The 18,182-nt window shown below is 54.0% G+C and carries 16 protein-coding genes and 1 tRNA gene; 10 read left to right on the forward strand and 7 right to left on the reverse strand.

Annotation, left to right across the window (positions count from 1 at the left end; genetic code table 11):
* Nucleotides 1-9 precede the first annotated feature (9 nt).
* The 6 genes from G3T16_RS11465 (at nt 10) to G3T16_RS11490 (ending at nt 7,300) form a co-directional block, all read left to right on the forward strand.
* The gene (locus tag G3T16_RS11465; RefSeq protein WP_163495385.1) at nt 10-921 is read left to right on the forward strand and encodes a bile acid:sodium symporter family protein; all 912 of its coding nucleotides are present in this window, start codon (nt 10-12) and stop codon (nt 919-921) included.
* Nucleotides 922-1,192: 271 nt separating this feature from the next.
* On the forward strand, nt 1,193-2,044 hold the full coding sequence (locus G3T16_RS11470) for an enoyl-CoA hydratase-related protein (RefSeq protein WP_163495386.1): 852 nt from the start codon (nt 1,193-1,195) through the stop codon (nt 2,042-2,044).
* Between the two features lie 114 nt (nt 2,045-2,158).
* Nucleotides 2,159-3,589, forward strand: a complete 1,431-nt coding sequence (locus tag G3T16_RS11475) for an AMP-binding protein (protein WP_232059366.1) — start codon at nt 2,159-2,161, stop codon at nt 3,587-3,589.
* 103 nt (nt 3,590-3,692) lie between these two features.
* Nucleotides 3,693-5,375, forward strand: a complete 1,683-nt coding sequence (gene dld, locus G3T16_RS11480) for a D-lactate dehydrogenase (RefSeq protein ID WP_163495388.1) — start codon at nt 3,693-3,695, stop codon at nt 5,373-5,375.
* 222 nt (nt 5,376-5,597) lie between these two features.
* The gene (locus tag G3T16_RS11485) at nt 5,598-6,788 is read left to right on the forward strand and encodes a thiolase C-terminal domain-containing protein (protein WP_163495389.1); all 1,191 of its coding nucleotides are present in this window, start codon (nt 5,598-5,600) and stop codon (nt 6,786-6,788) included.
* Nucleotides 6,788-7,300, forward strand: coding sequence for a Zn-ribbon domain-containing OB-fold protein (locus G3T16_RS11490; protein ID WP_163495390.1), 513 nt, complete (start codon nt 6,788-6,790; stop codon nt 7,298-7,300). The genes G3T16_RS11485 and G3T16_RS11490 overlap by 1 nt, the downstream gene beginning before the upstream one ends.
* A gap of 304 nt (nt 7,301-7,604) precedes the next feature.
* On the opposite strand, the gene G3T16_RS11495 is transcribed toward G3T16_RS11490, so the two are convergent.
* Nucleotides 7,605-8,381, reverse strand: a complete 777-nt coding sequence (locus tag G3T16_RS11495; RefSeq protein WP_163495391.1) for an IclR family transcriptional regulator — start codon at nt 8,379-8,381, stop codon at nt 7,605-7,607.
* A 792-nt stretch (nt 8,382-9,173) separates the two neighbouring features.
* On the opposite strand from G3T16_RS11495, the gene G3T16_RS21870 reads away from it, so the two are divergent.
* Both G3T16_RS21870 and G3T16_RS11500 read left to right on the forward strand, forming a co-directional pair.
* A complete protein-coding gene (locus G3T16_RS21870; protein WP_232059044.1) occupies nt 9,174-9,533 on the forward strand; it encodes an aldehyde dehydrogenase family protein in 360 nt (119 codons plus the stop codon).
* Entirely contained in the window at nt 9,467-10,636 is a 1,170-nt protein-coding gene (locus G3T16_RS11500) for an aldehyde dehydrogenase family protein (RefSeq protein WP_232059045.1), read from the forward strand. Before G3T16_RS21870 ends, G3T16_RS11500 begins: the two co-directional genes overlap by 67 nt.
* Nucleotides 10,637-11,361: 725 nt before the next feature.
* Here G3T16_RS11500 and G3T16_RS11505 read toward each other — a convergent pair.
* Nucleotides 11,362-11,435, reverse strand: a tRNA-Ile gene (locus tag G3T16_RS11505).
* 187 nt (nt 11,436-11,622) lie between these two features.
* On the opposite strand from G3T16_RS11505, the gene G3T16_RS11510 reads away from it, so the two are divergent.
* On the forward strand, nt 11,623-12,075 hold the full coding sequence (locus G3T16_RS11510) for an MbcA/ParS/Xre antitoxin family protein (protein ID WP_163495392.1): 453 nt from the start codon (nt 11,623-11,625) through the stop codon (nt 12,073-12,075).
* Nucleotides 12,072-12,758, forward strand: a complete 687-nt coding sequence (locus G3T16_RS11515) for an RES family NAD+ phosphorylase (RefSeq protein WP_197911652.1) — start codon at nt 12,072-12,074, stop codon at nt 12,756-12,758. The genes G3T16_RS11510 and G3T16_RS11515 overlap by 4 nt, the downstream gene beginning before the upstream one ends.
* On the opposite strand, the gene G3T16_RS11520 is transcribed toward G3T16_RS11515, so the two are convergent.
* The 5 genes from G3T16_RS11520 to rpsU form a co-directional block, all read right to left on the reverse strand.
* On the reverse strand, nt 12,755-13,210 hold the full coding sequence (locus tag G3T16_RS11520) for a hypothetical protein (protein ID WP_163495393.1): 456 nt from the start codon (nt 13,208-13,210) through the stop codon (nt 12,755-12,757). The genes G3T16_RS11515 and G3T16_RS11520 overlap by 4 nt on opposite strands.
* A gap of 143 nt (nt 13,211-13,353) precedes the next feature.
* Nucleotides 13,354-15,156: an RNA polymerase sigma factor RpoD gene (gene rpoD, locus G3T16_RS11525; RefSeq protein WP_163495394.1), complete on the reverse strand. Its 1,803-nt coding sequence runs from the start codon at nt 15,154-15,156 to the stop codon at nt 13,354-13,356.
* A 222-nt stretch (nt 15,157-15,378) separates the two neighbouring features.
* Nucleotides 15,379-17,220: a DNA primase gene (dnaG, locus tag G3T16_RS11530; RefSeq protein ID WP_163495395.1), complete on the reverse strand. Its 1,842-nt coding sequence runs from the start codon at nt 17,218-17,220 to the stop codon at nt 15,379-15,381.
* Between the two features lie 76 nt (nt 17,221-17,296).
* The gene (locus G3T16_RS11535) at nt 17,297-17,752 is read right to left on the reverse strand and encodes a GatB/YqeY domain-containing protein (protein ID WP_163495396.1); all 456 of its coding nucleotides are present in this window, start codon (nt 17,750-17,752) and stop codon (nt 17,297-17,299) included.
* An 18-nt stretch (nt 17,753-17,770) separates the two neighbouring features.
* Entirely contained in the window at nt 17,771-17,986 is a 216-nt protein-coding gene (gene rpsU / locus G3T16_RS11540) for a 30S ribosomal protein S21 (RefSeq protein WP_027950376.1), read from the reverse strand.
* Nucleotides 17,987-18,182: the final 196 nt, after the last annotated feature.

The raw sequence follows: 18,182 nt of genomic DNA on the forward strand, positions 1-18,182 counted from the left end.
TCATTGATCATGCTTCAAGAGTTCTTCCAAAACTATTCAAGCTACGAGTACTTCCTCGCGTCTGGACAGTTGTTTCTGGCTATGCTTGGAATGGGTTCATTGCTTTCGATAGCTGATTTTCTACTGGAAATACGCAACCCTCGTGGATTGATTACCGGGCTTGGGTTCCAATGGGTATGCGTACCCGTCATTGCGCTGGTAGTTGCGAATTCTCTCTCGGTTCCAACTGGAATCGCTGTAGGCCTGGTATTGATTGCGGCTGTTCCTGGTGGGTCATTGTCAAATATTCTAACTTTAGTTGGCCGCGGCAATATTGCCCTATCAATATCCTTGACCGCAATAACTACGGTGGCTTCACTTTTCGTCATCCCGTTAGTGCTGGAACTGCTGGTCGGGCAGTATATGCCAGATGACTTTGAGATGCCGACAGCGAGAATATTTCGGGAAATAACTTTCACGTTACTGATGCCGCTTTCAGCGGGGATGCTGATTCGGCATTTTGCTGGCCCGGAACGAAGCGCCAAATTCTCAAAGTTTGTTATCCATATTAGCCTGGTGTTTCTATTCGGAATAATACTTGGCGCTATTGGCAGCGGGCGAATGGATGCCAATACATACGGTGAAATTGGCATTATCTCCATGTTTCTATTTGGGATTGTAGTGCAGGTTTCTGCGGTGGCAGTTAGCAGAATTGCAGGTATATCGCTAAGAGATGGTCTTGCCATCGTCATTGAGGCTACGTTCAGAAACATGAGCTTGGCAATGGCAATCAAGGCGATTGTATTTCCAGCCCAGGAGCTTGGAGTGGACCCCATCGCTGACGGGGTATTGTTTACGATAATAATGTATGGAGGGATATGCCTGCTCCTGGTGGTATTTCCTGTGGTATTCGCACGAAAGCGGTCTCCTGCAATCGCATGAAACTCCAGAAGTGTTCTAAGCGATATTGCAGTGGGATTCAATACTAAGCCTGAACTTGCGCCTCCAGAGTGACAGCCAACAGCCCCTCTAAAAAATTAAATTCAATATATAGAATAATACATTCACATTGACGAATATTGTTGTGTGATGTAGTCTATGGATGGTGAGAACGTGCCTCTTCAACTGAATATGATTTAGCAACAGATATTCCATCCCAGGCTTCCAGGCTCGCTTTGATCTACATAAAGAAACAATCAAAGGAGATAGTAAATTGTCACTACAGTATCCGGAGTACAACTATATTCTTGTCGATCACCCCGAAGACTCGTTGTTGCGAATAACCCTGGATCGCCCAGAGAAGCGCAATGCACTAAGCAACAAACTGCGTAGTGAGCTGTTCGATGCACTTGAGCGTGCCGACAGGGACAGCAATGTACGAGTAATAATTATTCGAGGTGCGGGCAAATGTTTTTCAGCTGGTTACGATCTCTCATCTGATCCAAGTCAGGATTTACCGTATCACACAGCGGGTAGTGACGGATTTTGGCCCCGTCATGTCGTTGATGGCTGCTTCAAGATATGGGATCTCAGCAAGCCGGTCATAGCCCAGGTACATGGCTACTGTTTGGCTGGCGGCTCGGAATTGGCAGCAGCGTGTGATCTCGTATGTATAGCGGATACCGCGCAGGTCGGGTATCCGCCCGTTCGTTCAATTAGCCCTCCTGACAATCAGTTCTTTCCGTGGATGATCGGAATGAGGCGCGCAATGATGCTGATGCTGACAGGTGATGCCATGACGGGGCAGCAAGCTGTTGACTTCGGCTTTGCCAATTTGGTTTTCCCGGAGTCAGATCTGGAGTCAGGTACGCTCGCTCTTGCGCAGCGGGTAGCCAAAATCCCACCTGACCTGCAGCAAATGAACAAGCGCTCCGTTCACAGGCAGATGGACGCCATGGGTATGCGCGCCGGAATTCGAGCGGGAACGGAAATGCAAGCGCTTGCCATGCACTCAGCCACAACCCAAGCATATATCCAGGAAATGATGACTGGTTTGACCACAGCGTTATCCAAGCGTGACGCGGAATTTGGTGACTATCGCGAGTCAAAGTCCGATCCCGAATGAATCAATGAATCGCTAAATTCAAGGTTACTAAACGGTACTACTATGACGACACAAACACTTGAGGCGGTGCGGACCCCCAAGCCAGTTGGCCATGTATTCAGCTATCTCTCTGAAATGGAGCCAGATCGGCCATTGCTCACTATAGAGGGGCGAACTGTCACGAGGGCGGAGTTTGACATGTCTACCAATCGTCGAGCTCATGCATTGGCTGAAAAGGGCGTCCAGCAATTCGATTTTGTGACGATTGCACTGCCAAACTGCCTGGAATTCTACGAATTTGTCGTCGCAGTGTGGAAGTTGGGTGCTACACCGAATCCCGTTTCGCCGAGATTACCCAAGGCTGAGTTGCGGGACATAGTGGAAATAGCGAATCCACGATTGGTGATATGTCAGAACGTCGAAGAACTTGAGGGTGTGCTAACCGTTTCTCCTGAACTGGGTTCGGATGTTTCGCTGCCAAGCTCACCTCTTCCAGAGAAAAAGCCGGAGTACTGGAAAGCCATGACAAGTGGCGGAAGTACAGGCCGACCGAAACTCATCATTGACCATCAGGAAGCAGTTTGGATACCTGACGAGCCGTTGCCCTTCCAGCGATCTGGCGCGACGTACATCAATCCAGGCCCTCTCTACCACAACGCGCCATTCCATTTTATGTTCTCTGCGCTATTCGGTGGAGGTCATGTCGTGGAAATGACGAAGTTTGATCCGCTTAAATTCCTGGAGCTTGTTGAGCAGTATCGGGTGAATTGGGTCGTTCTTGTTCCGACAATGATGCGGCGAATCTGGGCGGCAAAACAAGAGCAGGAACGGGATTTCGATGTTTCGTCACTGGAATTCGTGCTTCACACCGCTTCCGCCTGTCCCGTGCCACTTAAGGAGAACTGGATTAATTGGCTTGGGCCAGAAAAAATATTTGAAGTATATAGCGGTACCGAGCGTTCAGGCGTTTGTTTTATCACAGGGCAAGAGTGGCTAGAGCACAAAGGTTCAGTCGGTAAGCCGGTTGGTTGCAAGATGAAGGTGCTCGACGAAGACGGCAATGAAGTAGGGCCGGGCGAGATAGGTGAAATATACTTCCTGGCAGAGAATGGAAAGAACTCTACATACCACTATGTTGGTGCTGAGGCCAAGACCCAGGGAGATTGGGAGTCACTGGGTGATCTGGGATATGTGGATGAGGATGGCTACTTGTATATTGCTGACCGTCGTGTCGACATGATCGTAAGTGGGGGTGCCAACATCTTCCCTGCAGAAGTGGAGGGTGCCCTGGAGCAGCATCCAGGTGTCGCATCCGTCGCTGTCATTGGTCTTCCGGATGAAGATCTGGGAAATCGGGTTCATGCCATAGTGCAGCCAAAAGCTGAATGGCGGGATACTCTCACAGAGGATGTGTTGAGAGAACATCTGTCTTCATTATTGGTGCTATACAAAACCCCGAGGACCTATGAATTTGTTGAAGATGCGTTGAGAGATGATGCTGGAAAAGTGCGTCGTAGTAAGCTTCGTGAAGAAAGAATGAGTCTGACTGCCAAGGTCCAGGTCTGATATGAACGTCGAAGTGGGCGCCAGTGAGTTTGGGCTTTTAACTCACAGAATTCTAAATGTCTGGCTTGCCAACACTACAGTACTGCGTCGTTGATTATAGCCAATGAATAACTTGGTTGAGTCTTTTCAGGAGGTCGTTGGTAGAAAACATGTCCTCATAACGGAGACTGACAAGCAAAATTTCCTGAAAGGCTATCGCTATGGGGCTGGCGAGGCGCTCGCGGTAGTCCGTCCAGGTAGCTTGCTACAGCTATGGCGAATAGTTCAGTTGTGTCTAAAATCCCATGCAATTATTGTCATGCAGGCAGCAAACACCAGCCTGACGGGAGGCGCGACACCACATGGGGTCTACGACCGCGAAGTGGTTTTGGTAGAGACTCTACGCCTTCGCCAAATCCATATTCTTGGCAAAGGCGAACAAGTTGTTTGTCACCCAGGCGCCACATTACACTGTCTCGGACAGGAATTAGAGCCATATGGACGCGATCCGCATTCGGAACTTGGTTCGTCCTGCCTGGGGGCGTCAGTCATGGGTGGTGTTTGCAACAATTCGGGTGGTGCGCTGGTTCGTCGCGGGCCAGCATACACGGAAGCGGCACTATATGCGCGTGTAAACGGTCGAGGTGAGCTAGACCTCGTAAACGATCTTGATATTGACCTTGGATGCAATCCGGAAGAAATACTCAGGCGATTGGAAGATGGGGAATTCGAAAAATCCAATATATCCAGGTGCAAGCATACATGTTCCGCTGAGCGTTATATTGATCAGGTTTCGAAGATAGATGATCCCTCTCCCGCAAGGTTCAATGCAAATCCAGAATATCTGCATTCAGCGTCTGGTAGTGCCGGTCGGATAATTGTCTTTGCTGTACGGTTAGATACGTTCCCAAAGTCAAAAAAAACCCGTTTCTTTCACATTGCCACCAATTCGGCCGACGATTTAACCCTGCTAAGGCGTAGCATGCTGAAGGACGGAGCATGCGTGCCGATCTCAGCCGAGTATCTCAGCAAGGAGGTTTTTGATCTATCATTTCGTTACGGGAAAGACACTTTCCTTGCAGTTCGCTACCTGGGGACCCACCGGCTTCCGGCGCTATTTCGTTTTCGACGTTTCGCGGACAGAGTGTTAACGCAAATAAAGCCCGGCCTTCGCCACGGAAGTGATCGAGTCCTGCAGTTCCTGTCCAAGTATCTGTTTCCAGCACATTTGGATAGACAATTGCGCCGTGTAGGTGAAAAGTATGCGCATCATCTCTTTCTAAAAGTAGACGATGAACAAACTCAGTTCATTCAGGATTTGGTGAATACCAGGTTTTGTAAATCAAATATCTATGTACAGTTATGCTCTGAAACGCAAGCACGCGATCTGGCACTTCATCGATTTGCTGCTGCAGGAGCGGCCATACGGTATTCGGTTCTCAACGAACGACGCCTGGGAGAGCTGATTGCACTGGACGTCGCACTGCCAAGGAACACGTCCGAGTGGAATGATCTAATACCCAACGATCTTCGGGACCAGGTTGACGGAGCGTTTCTCTACGGACACTTCTTCTGTCATGTATTTCATCTCGATATTGTTCTAAAGCGGGGAACTGTTTCAAGCGAATTCAAGGAAAGAATGCTTGGAGAATTTGAAGACCGGGGCGCTGAATGTCCGGCCGAGCATAATGTTGGACATCTATACAAGGCCAAACCCGAGCTTTGCGCCTTCTACAGAGAGCTTGATCCTACAAATTCGCTGAACCCGGGTATCGGCCAAACGTCGCGCAATGAAAGCTGGGCATAAATATCAACAGTCGGAAAGCGCTGTCAATTGAAAAAGCCTTCCGAGACTTTTTCAACAACCTGCTAGAGGTAGAAACTGCAGTTTACACAGGTAGTCAAGCTACAACCATGCAATCTCGGTCCAGGAACAGGTGCGCTGAGAACCCAGGACCAGCATCGTCAAGCTTGAAAAAATGTACTTGGCACCGGTAATAAAGTCTTGAATAGGAGGAGTATTGTTCACATGAATAATCGTAGCTTACGAGGCAAAGTAGCGGCTGTTGGGGTTGGGGAGACAACCTATTACCGCCACGGAGAGTCTCCAGATCCTGAATTCGTTTTATGTCTAAAAGCAATTCTCGCCGCTTGCTCAGACGCGGGAGTCGACCCTCGTGCTATCGATGGGTTTGCGTCGTTTAGCGATGACCGAAACGATCCAATGTCGCTCGCAACAGCATTGGGAATAGATGAACTAAAGTTTTCGAACATGCAGTGGGGTGGTGGCGGCGCCGGTGTGGCTGGGGCCGTAGCTAATGCTTCGGCGGCAATCGTAGGAGGCCTGGCTGATTGTGTAGTTGTCTACAGGGCGCTTGCTCAAGGTCAGTTTGGCCGATTTGGTCAGGGTCCACAGGTACCCGGCGTCCCAAGCGAATATGCTCTGGCATTGTCCTATGGGCAGATGTCGCCTGCTCAGTTTTTTGCACCTAAAGCAATGCGGTTCATGCATGAACATGGTATCGGCCAGGAGGCGCTTCGGGCGATATCGATGGCGTCCTACCATCATGCACAGACCAATCAAAGGGCTGTCATGTATGGCAGGCCGTTAACGGAGGAAAAATACGACAGTTCACGCTGGATTGCTGAACCCTTCCACCTATACGATTGCTGTCAGGAAAATGACGGTGCAGCGGCAATAATTCTGGTGTCTGCAGATAGAGCCAGGCACCTTAAGCAGAAACCAGCATATATTCTGGGTGCAGCGATTGGGTCATCGTATAGGGTACCGAGTTCTCCAGCCGCCGAATTTTCCTCAAAAAACTATGCGAGTTCGCATTTCGGCCAAGCTGCCAAACGCCTGTATGAAATGGCGCAGTTGAAACCCGGTGATATTGATGTTGTTCAGTGCTACGAGAACTTTACGGGCGGCGTTCTGATGTCGCTCGTAGAGCATGGTCTATTCGCACCTGAGGAAGCCATGGAAGTATTGCAACTCGAAAATTTGCTTGCTCCTGGCGGGAAAATGCCGCTTAACACTAGCGGTGGAAACCTGGCAGAGTGCTATATGCATGGGCTTGGATTACAGATAGAGGCTATTCGGCAGCTCAGGGGGCAGTCAACGAATCAGGTGCCTGATGTAAATGTTTCGCTGGCGGTTGGAGGTCCAATGTCTCCGCCTGTCAGTACGGCTCTATACGGTTCAGAGGAGGCACTTTAATGTCTAATTCATATATACCCACTGATGGTTCTGGTCCTGAGAGTGAAGATGCAGATGAAGTGAGTTCGTTAGCAAACTATTACCTTCCTGCGGGTTTACCAGGTCCGTTAATTGGACCTAATGATCTGTACGCTCCCTACTGGAACGGTACCCGCGATGAAAAGCTAATGATTCAAAGGAACCCAAGTACCGGCGTTTACCAATGGCCTCCCCAATGGATCACTCATGATACCCAGAGTTTTGATATAGATTGGGTCCAGGTAGAGGGCAAAGGGGTTTTATACAGCTGGACCCGTGTCTGGCATCCAGTGCACCCCATTTTGAAGGACTCATGCCCATATATAGTTGTGGTTGTAGAACTCCCACACGCTGGCGGTATTCGTATGCTTGGGAACTTACTAGGTGATCCGCAGCAGGATGTGGAAATTGGCGCGGAGTTAGAGGCGGTTTTCGAGCATCATAATGACGCCTCCCAACCATTTACCTTGGTACAATGGCGAAAGATTGCCTAGTGGGCCATGCGCAAAGTTCGGTTACTGATCTCTTCGCCACAGCGTCCAGAGCTGCGTTGGAAAAACTTGACAGCGCCGCTAGTCCTGCGTTTTCCCGCCTTGCTCTGAACGCTGTGGCTGTGAGCTTTAGTTACCGAACTTCACGCATGGCCCACTAGATCCGGACCAGTCCGCTGGTTGAGCCTGGCTCAGTGGGCAGGAATTTACTCCAAAGTGCGATCTGTTATCCGATTGTACCGACAGAATGCGCTAAGTTGCTACTGGAACGCGGGGAAGTCATGACCAGTGCAACTGAGCGCAAGGACTATGAGGAAAAAAGTCTGGTTCCTATTTTCTTCGCGGCTTTCTTCAGGTCTGTCGCGAGATCAGAAATGAATTCCTGTGAAAAATTCTCGCCAAAGAGTGCAACCGAGAGACAGTACTGTAACTTGCTGTCTCCAGCAGGAATTGGGACCGCAATTGTAGTCACGCCTTGCAGGAAATTACCCTGATCGAATGCCCACCCATCAACTCTGGCTCTTTCAACATCTTCGATGTATGCGTCCATTGGCGGAGGGTTGTCCCACTGTGCACCGGACAAGTAATCTTTAATCTGCTCAGGCGCAAGATTTAAATCAGCAGCTGCGCATCGCCCGGTTGCTCCGATAAGTAAAGGTAAGGTGTGCCCGGCATCCAATTGGATACTAACTCCCTTTCCGCCTGAGACAGTTCCAACAACCATCAGGTGGTTGTCAGGTCGCAAGCGCCACAGAACACATGCGGCGACTGAGCGCTTTGAAGCAATTCGCTTCATGACATCTTCTGCAATTTCAAAAGGCCGTCTGAGCTCGAGTGCCTTTATTGCGAAAGTCATCGCTTTAGGGCCCAGAGTATAGGTTTTTGTTGCGGCGTCAGAGGTTAAGTATGAGTTTTGAACCAGAGTTTTCAAGATAGTAAAGCAGGAACTCGGGCTTATGGTCAACGTACGTGCAATAGCATTTACGCCGAGTGGCATCTCGTTTTCTGAAACAAGTTCTAGAATCTTGAGTGCTCGATCGACCGATGGTACACGTGGGTTCTCAGTGTTTGAATCTCTTGTCATACCCTGGGTCACTCTATTGTGAGAAGTACATCAGAAATTGATAAAGTATGGGGCACATTAAAGGCTGGTGACACTACATTCTAATTTATTGCATCCGAGTTGTATGCACCAGTTGATCAACTTGAGCAAGATTGAGCAGAAATATTGCAGCAGCTAACGGCTAGTAGCTGATGGATATGCATCCCTGGTTAAACACAGGGCAGAAACCACATTCACTTCACTCAAGGAGATTACCAGGATTGCAGGATTTGGCTGATTGAGTGCCGGCGGCCATTTCTGCAGAGCTCTTGAGACGACAAAGCGTGAACAGGCCCTGGTATGCTACCCAATATCTCATGCTATAAGCGGCAATTATGTTGTCAGGCGTGGGGATTGGGGTTTCATCATTCACCGTTGGGAATGGCTGATGCCTATTGATGAATTTGCGGGGTTGTGCTTTAATCAGAGTGTCAGGTAGTAGCGTGTCGACTGGCAGTGTTTTTGGGATGATGACTCTCAAGTCATGATATTGCTCAAAATGACGAACTGACAGCGATTGAACTTGATCCCATTGAAATTTCGTGCCGCATCAGAAACGCCGTTCGAACTATCGGAATACAGCTATTTTCGAGCGTTTCAGGTCGGTAATGTACCGGCCACCTGTGCCGTGCAAATGGTCTGAGTCAGAGAGAATGTCGCAGGTCGTCGTATACACAAAAACAACTTGCAGATAATTTGTATTTCGACGAATTTCTCAAAACTGAAAAATTCATAGAACAAGAATGTTTTAATGAATATACACGAGGATTTCTCATGAAAATGAAGCCCGTAGAACCGATTTCCCGCCCCGAGGAGTGTGCGCCAGTTGATGATATTGGCGCAATCCTGAAACTTCAGAAGGAGTCTTTTCTGAAAGAAGGAGCAGTTTCTGCTGAAGTGCGAATCGACCGAATGCAAAGAACCATTGACGGTTTGATAAAGTACAAAGACGATATAGCCGATGCGGTCAATCAGGACTTCAATGGGCGATCAAAAGACATGAATATGCTGTTCGAAGTTGCGGGAAGTGTTGCTACGCTAAAGCATGCCATTAAAAATGTGAAGACATGGATGCGCCCAGAGAAGCGGAAAACTATATTTCCCCTCAACCTGTTGGGGGGCGCTCTAAAGTAGTTTTCCAGCCTAAAGGTGTAGTGGGAGTTATGGCGCCTTGGAATTTCCCCGTAAACTTGCTTTTCTTGCCATTGTCTGGAGTTTTGGCTGCTGGAAACAGGGCTATTCTTAAGCCATCTGAATTTACACCGCGTGCTTCTGAGCTGGTCAAGAAAATGGTATCGGAATTCTTTTCCGATGACGAACTATTTGTTGTAACTGGAGATGCGAGTGTCGGGGCTGACTTTAGTCAGCAGCCTTTTGACCATCTCGTATTTACAGGTGCTACCAGCATCGGAAAACACGTGATGGCAGCAGCAGCAAAAAACCTGGTTCCGGTGACACTTGAATTGGGTGGGAAGTCTCCAGTGATTTTAAGTAGAGACATTGATCTCGAAAAATCCCTTAGAAGAATATTGCTCGGGAAGACACTAAATGCTGGTCAAATCTGTATAGCACCGGATTATCTTTTGTTGCCAAAGGAGCTGGTTGAGTCTTCTGTAGGCTTAATCGAGAAGATTGTTACCGAAATGTACCCGACTATAGCTGCCAATCCAGACTACACGTCAATCATAAGTGATCGACACTATGCCCGGCTGAAAGCATTGATTGATGACGCCGCCAGAAACGGCGCAACTGTGAAAGTGGTTAACCCAACCAATGAGACTCTGGAGGGCAGCCGGGAACACAATAAAATTGCTCTCACGATCATTACAAATCCAAGTGACTCAATGGAAATTATGAACGACGAAATATTTGGCCCCATACTTCCTCTCGTCCCCTACGACACTTTTGATGATGCAGTTAGTTATATCAATAATCGTCCCAGACCATTGGCACTTTACTATTTCGGCAATAGCAAGGATGAATCGAGGAAGGTCATAGAAAATACTACGTCAGGGGAGTATGCATCAATGATGTTCTTTCTCATGTCATGCAAGAAGATTTACCATTTGGAGGGATTGGGCCCTCAGGAATGGGTCATTACCATGGCTTTGATGGTTTTAAAGAGTTCTCACATCAAAAAGCAGTATATCGACAGACCTCCATTGATATCCATGGATTGTCTGGCTTACGTCCTCCATTTGGCAAGAAGCTTAAAGCGGCCGCTGAAATGCAGTTGAAGTAATATTTCTTGATGGCACGATATAAATCTGGTGAACGTAGCGACATTCAATAGAGATTGTCCTTGGCCTAACAATTAGTAAATGGTGCTGGTATTCCTGAAGCGCTGTCACGGAGCGTGCGGCTGGCACCACCAAGGTTGGGCATCGTTCCTGTTGACAGAGAAGAACGTAAGCGCTAATTGAACCAGTCCCTTGTCTGACCCCGGCACCCTGCGGTGATCTTGTCGCAGGAGCCCCTCATAATCGGTACCGCATCTCCGTCTTTGACCGAACGGCAACAGTTTTGGTTGGAACACCTTCACGCCTGCGAAGCCAAGGGCAAGGCGACAGGAGTATGCGTAACTGCATGGAGTCTGCGTAACCGCATAGGGTGCGTTGAGGCACGAAACGCACCGGGTATGGCTCCGAGCGATTGTGGGCAGAGGCGGTACCGATGGTGCGCGTTCTTGGCCAGCATACCCTATGAAGGTACGCTTTTTTATGGGCGTAGCCTATGACGGTGCGCTTCCTTCGTCAGCGCACCCTATCAATCGGGTTTAGTGAAAACTGGCCCGCCCCCGGTTAATTGGGCAGAGCCGGTTATCCCCGTCAATTGGGTAGGGCCCCCGTCGTAGGGCCCCGTTTATTGGGTAGGGCCGGTTATCCTCGTCAATTGGGTAGGGCCAACACGGGTCTATCTCCCGTTAATGTGAGAGCGCGCGGGCAAAGGCCGGAATAAGTAATGGGCCCAGAAGGACTTGAACCTTCGACCTGCCGATTATGAGTCGGATGCTCTAACCAACTGAGCTATGGGCCCCGAATGGATACCAGGCGGTATCCGGAAGGGCAGGATTATATAGGAGAAAGCCATCGCAGGCACAGCCTGTAGCGGCCTGGATTTGTTGTAATTGCCGCATCGGACTACTGTTTTGTAGTGCAGATAGGAACAGATTTCTTGCAATTAGTGCAACACTGCACTATTCTTCTTCTGTCAGCAGTGCGCATTGAGCCCGATCCGGGCGCCGGTGATGCAGGAGGTGATCATGCAGGCACGCTTACCGCAACAGGAACAGGTTTCGCCCCAGCCCCGTACCGCCATTCCCAACGACATCAGCGGTGCGGTGACGGCGGCGCTGAACATTCTGGAGAAGTGGCGGGTAGCGCCGGCCAGCCAACAGGCAATGCTGGGGATTTCGCGGCGTTCGTGGTTCAGCTGGAAGAAGTCGCCGCCAGCGCAGATCGACGCCGACAAGCTGGAGCGAATCTCCTACATTCTGGGTATCTGGAAGGCGCTGCGGCAGCTGTTTCCGGATGACCATGGCTACGAGCGCTGGCCGGAGCTGCCGAATTCGGCGCCCCTGTTCGGCGGACAGCCGCCACTGCAGCGCATGACGGCCGGTCAGGTGGGCGACCTGTACGCGGTGCGGGCCTGGCTTGACGGCTGGCGCGGCTGGTGATTCCGCGGCGGCACGAGCGCTGGGCCCGGGGGGTGCGCATCATTCCCAGTATTTATCCGCCCATTGGCCTGTTTGACGAGGTGGCGGACCCGGCGGACCTGGAGGCAGTATTCGCGGTGGAGCAGCTGACCAACCCGCGCCTGCGGGAGGAGGTTGGCACCCTGGCTCTGGTACCGCGGGAGGACCGGATCAGCGGTCCGGGTACCACGCCTATCATGGCCGCATTTACCCATCCCAATCGTGAGGGCTCGCGCTTCTCCCCGGGAGGTTATGGGGTGTACTACGTGGCGGACGGCGTTGAAACGGCGATTGCCGAAACCCGCTACCACCGCGAGCGGTTGCTGCGCTACCAGGATATTGGCCCCCAGCGGCTGCAGATGCGGGCCTATGTCGGGGCGGTGGAGGCTGAATGGGTGGACCTGCGGGGACTGCGTGGCGAGTATCCCGAGCTGTACGCGCGGGATTCCTACGCCGCCAGCCAGCCCTTCGGCCAGGGATGCCGGGATGAGAGGGCCTGGGGTATTGCCTACCACAGCGTGCGGCACGACGAGGGCCAGTGTCTTGGCGTATTCCGTCCCGCCGCCTGCCGGCCGGTACGGCAGAGTTCACACTATGAGTACTGCTACGATGGTCAGCGTATCAGCCATGTGGCCCGGATTATTGAGCTCGCAAGCGCCCGCTAACGGGTCGCGGGCCTATCCTTTTTCTCGTCCTTCTTCATTTTTTTCAGGCTCTTCAGCTTTTCTTTGGCCTCGTCATCCGGACTGTGGTTGATGCCGACCAACACCTCGGCCAGCGTTCTTTCGCCCTTGTCCAGGGCCTCGTTGCTGGCAATCGCCTCGAGTTGGCGCCGGTGCAGGCCGGACACCTGGTGCTCCATGTCGCGAATTGCCTCGGCGATGGTCTGCAGGGTCTCGCTGTTGTCGTTGTCGTCGATGATCGCCTGCAGCTTTTCCTTTTCCTCGTCGCTGGGGAAGTGGTTGAGGTTGAGCAGTATCTTCGACATGGTGTAGACGGCCTTGGCTTGCGGGTCCTTGTCGTACTTGTCCTTGTCGCCACCCCCGGCGATGGCAAGAGGGGTGATCAGGCTGAGGATAAGGGCGAAAAAGAAGTGCCGGACGGTATGGGGGTTCATTGTTGCGCCTCCTGTGGTGGTACACACGTGGTGGGCTTCAGGTATTACCCTAGTTCAATTCGCGCAAAAAGCAACGGCGCCTGCAGGGCGCCGTTGGGGGGGGTGGGATCTCATTGTGGTGAGATGACCGCTCCTTGCGTTCGTTACTCGTCCAGGAAGCTGCGCAGGTAGTCCGAGCGGGTCGGGTGACGCAGCTTGCGCAGGGCCTTGGCCTCTATCTGGCGAATGCGCTCGCGGGTGACGTCAAACTGCTTGCCCACTTCTTCCAGCGTATGGTCGGTGTTCATGTCGATGCCAAAGCGCATGCGCAGTACTTTCGCCTCGCGGGCGGTCAGGCCGGCCAGGACCTCCTTGGTGGCCTCCTGCAGGCCCTGCCCGGTGGCTGCATCCACCGGTGAGTTGATGGTGCTGTCCTCGATGAAATCGCCCAGGTGCGAGTCTTCATCGTCGCCGATGGGGGTCTCCATCGAAATGGGTTCCTTGGCGATCTTCAGTACCTTGCGCACCTTGTCTTCCGGCATTTCCATGCGCTCGCCCAGCTCTTCCGGGGTGGGTTCGCGCCCCATCTCCTGCAGCATCTGCCGGGAGATCCGGTTGAGCTTGTTGATGGTCTCGATCATGTGTACCGGAATGCGGATGGTGCGGGCCTGGTCCGCGATGGAGCGGGTGATGGCCTGCCGGATCCACCAGGTGGCATAGGTAGAGAACTTGTAGCCGCGGCGATACTCGAACTTGTCCACCGCCTTCATCAGGCCGATGTTGCCCTCCTGAATAAGGTCCAGGAACTGCAGGCCGCGGTTGGTGTACTTCTTGGCGATGGAGATCACCAGGCGCAGGTTGGCCTCGACCATTTCTTTCTTGGCACGGCGGGCACGGGCTTCGCCCATGGACATGCGGCGGTTGATTTCCTTGATCTCATTGACGGAAAGGCCGCTCTGTTCTTCCACCTGGATGATGCGGCGCTGCAGCCGCATGATGGTTTCTTTCTGGGCGGCGAGCTTGGCGACATACTCCTTCTTGCCGCGGGTCTGGCGCACGACCCAGTCGACATCGGATTCGGAGCCCTGGAAGCTGGTGATGAAATCCTTGCGCGGCATGCCGCAATCGCGAATGGCGATGGACATGATCTGCCGCTCCTGCTCGCGCACGGCGGACAGCACCTGGCGGGGTTTGTCGGTCAACGGATCGAATACCCGCGGAGTAAGCTTGAAGAACTTGAACAGTTCGCCCAGCTTTTCCATCTCCTTGATGGTTGTCTTGTCGCTGCGGCCCTTGTCGGCAATGAGTTTTTCGGTTTTGGCGCACTGGCGCTTGAGGGCGGTGAAGCGCTTTTTCGCCTCCACCGGGTCGGGGCCGGACTCGGTTTCCTCGTCGGAATCGTCGGGTACGCTGGCCTCGGCGATTTCCGCCGCCGAGGGCACGTGGTCGGCCGGGTCCAGATAGCCGATCATCACGTCGCCCAAGCGCCGTTCTTCGCGCGTTACCTGGTCATATTCGTGCAGGACCTGCTGGACTGCGCCGGGGTAGTGGGCCAGCGCGGACATCAGTTCGCGCACACCCTCCTCGATCCGCTTGGCGATAACGATCTCGCCCTCGCGGGTCAGCAGTTCGACGGTGCCCATCTCGCGCATGTACATGCGCACCGGGTCGGTGGTGCGGCCCGCTTCGGTCTCCACCGCGGCCAGCGCGGCAGCTGCCTCGGCGGCGGCAATGTCGTCGGCGGAACCGTCTCCCTCGGCCATCAGCAGTTCGTCGGCATCCGGCGCGACCTCAAACACCTGAATGCCCATGTCGTTGATCATCTGGATGATGTCTTCAACCTGATCCGGATCTGAGATATCCTCTGGCAGGTGGTCGTTTACCTCGGAGTAGGTGAGGTAACCCTGGTCCTTGCCCCGGGCGATGAGATCCTTGAGGCGGGACTGTTGTTGGGCGACATTCGTCATTCAGCGGACACCTTTGACAATTTCAAAAAAAAATAAGCCGGCGATTATAACCGAAAAATCAGTGACTTAGCCACTGAAATCCCCCGGAAATTAGCGTCGTCAGGCCTCTGCGGGCGCAATTTCATGACGGGGCCCCCTATATATGGGGGCGAACAAGGCATTTGGCAACCCGGCGTATTATATGTCGTTATTTTGCCGTCGGGAGGTGGTGCCCCTGCTGGTCTAAGGCTTGCGCTTGCTGCGCGCCAGATCCAGCCGTTGTTTTTGCTGCAGCAGTTCCCGCAGCTGCTGCTTCTCAAATTCGCTAACTTCAGCGTAGTTGGTGAGTTTGAGTTTGTCGACCTGGGCATGTAATTGCGAGCGCTGCGGCAACTGGGCCAGCGCCCCCATGGTATCGATGAATTGCTGTTCGATACCGTCGGTCGGGATCAGGCGTTCCTGGCCTGCCAGGCGCCCCAGCAACTCTCCTTCGGGGCTGCCGTACCAGTGACCCAGCAGCATCGCAGTGTTGGAGTCGGGCCGGCGCTGCAGCAGATCCAGCAGTTCACGCAATAAGACCACATCGGGGCCGTCCAGTTCCGCCAGTGGCGCCGGATCGGCCAGGCTGGCGATCCCGGGCTTGTGCAGCAACAGGGCGATGGCAGCCTGCGCCAGATTGGAGTAGCCGCGACGGGCATCGGCAGTGGCACTGCGCTGGCGGGGGCTGGTGGCGGCAGTGTGTTCATCCCCGGAGGGGGCCGGTTCCGCAGGTGCCGGTGGCGGCGCTTCCAGGTGCATCAGCTCCGCCACGGTGAGGCCGGTGCGCTCGGCCAGCGCGCGGAACATCAGTTGCCGGAAGACGCCGTCGGGCAGTTGCCGGATGTAGGGCAGGGCCTGTTTGCTGAGCCGCGCGCGGCCGTCCAGCGTGCTGGTGTCCAGGCCCTGGGAGACTGCATCGAACAGGAAGCGCTCCAGCGGGGTGGCGGCAGTCACCAGCTCGCGAAAACGGTCGGCGCCGGTGTTGCGCACCAGGGTGTCGGGGTCTTCCCCTTCGGCCAGGAACAGGAAGCGGGCCTGGCGTCCGTCCTCCATACAGGGCAGCGCCGCTTCCAGCGCGCGGAATGCCGCCTTGCGCCCGGCATCGTCACCGTCGAAGCAGAACACCACTTCCGGCGCCAGCCGGTACAGGCGCTCCAGATGGGTGGCGCTGGTGGCGGTGCCCAGGGTGGCGGTGGCGTTGCTGATGCCGTGCTGGGCCAGCGCAATCACGTCCATATAGCCTTCCACGACCAGGATCCGCTCCAGCTTGCGATTGGCCTGGCGCGCCTGGTAGAGGCCGTAGAGCTCGCGGCCCTTGGAAAAAATACGGGTTTCCGGGGAGTTCAGGTATTTGGGCTTGTCATCCCCCAGCACTCGGCCACCAAAGGCGATGATGCGCCCGCGCTGGTCGCGGATGGGAAATACCACCCGGTCGCGGAAGCGGTCGTAGCTGCGCCCGGCATCGTTCTGTACCAGCATGCCGGCGTCCAGCAGCAATTTGCGCTGCTCTTCACTGTTGCCCAGTGCCTGCAGCAGGTTGTCCCAGCCGGGTGGGGCGAAGCCGAGATCGAAGGCCTTGGCGATCTGCCCTGTCAGGCCCCGCTGTTTCAGGTAGCTCACGGCCCGCTGCGCCTGGGGGTGTTTGCGCAGTTGCAGCTGATAATAGCGCGCCGCCTGCTCCAGCAGTGCGTACAGCGCCTTGTTGCTGTCCTCGCGGGCGGCTTGCGCCGGGCCGCCGCGGCTCTGCTCCCGCGGCACCTGCAGGCCGAGGCTGCCGGCGAGAGTGTCCACCGCCTGCGGGAAGTCGACGTTCTCGTAATCCATCACGAAGCCGAGGGCATTGCCGCCGGCGCCGCAGCCGAAGCAGTAGTAGAACTGCTTCTCCGGATTGACGCTGAAGGACGGGGTTTTTTCTTCGTGGAAGGGGCAGCGGGCGCTGTAGTTCTTGCCGGTTTTCTTCAGTTTTACCCGGCGGTCGACCACTTCCACGATGTCGACCCGATCGAGCAGGTCATCGAGGAACTTTTGCGGTATGCGTCCGGCCATCGGGGTGTCAGCAATATGCCTGGAGGAACCGCCTATTGAATCACGGCTGTCCGGGAAGTGTAAGTGCGGGGCGGGCTCAGCCGGCGAGGCGGGCTTTTACCATCTTGCTGACGGCCGCCATGTCGGCGCGGCCCTGCAGCCGGGGTTTGAGCTGGGCCATTACCGCGCCCATCGCCTGCATGCCCTGGGCATCGCTGGCGGCAATGGCCTCATCCACCAGTTGCAGCAGCTCGGCCTCGGTCAGCGGTGTCGGCAGGAATTCCTGGATCACCGCAATTTCCTGTTCTTCCCGGGCGGCGAGTTCCTCGCGACCGGCAGCGTGGTACTGCTGGGCGGAGTCGCGGCGCTGCTTGAGCATCTTGTCGAGGATCACCAGCGCGCGGGCGTCATCGATATCGATGCGCTCATCGACCTCGACACGCTTGAATTCCGACTGGATCAACCGGATCGTCCCCAGGCGTTCCTTGTCCCTGGCCTTCATGGCAGTTTTCATTTCTGCCTTGAGGGTGTCCTTGAGAGAAGTGTCACTCATCGGAGGGAGAGGGCTGGCCTAGTACAGGCGGACGCGCTTGCGGTTTTCCCGGGACAGCTTCTTCAGGTGGCGCTTGACGGCTGCGGCGGCAGCGCGCTTGCGGGTGGTGGTGGGCTTTTCGTAGTGTTCGCGCTTGCGCACTTCAGCCAGTACGCCGGCTTTTTCACAGGAGCGCTTGAAACGACGCAGGGCGACGTCAAAAGGCTCGTTTTCCTTGAGCTTGATATGAGGCATTAATGTGTTACCTGTTCGTCTCTGGTGACGGCCAGTCTGCCCTCGGGGCAGTCAGAGCCATTAAAAGGTCGCGTATTCTATACTTAACTGGTGGACTATGCAAAGCTCTGAAACGGGCTAATTTAGCCCCTGCGGCTGGCTGGACCAGGTCTTCCCCCGGCCGGGCTGGCCAAGTGGACCGGCAATTGGGTTAACT

The sequence above is a fragment of the Kineobactrum salinum genome (assembly GCF_010669285.1).
In the GTDB taxonomy this organism is placed as follows: Bacteria; Pseudomonadota; Gammaproteobacteria; order Pseudomonadales; family Halieaceae; genus Kineobactrum; species Kineobactrum salinum.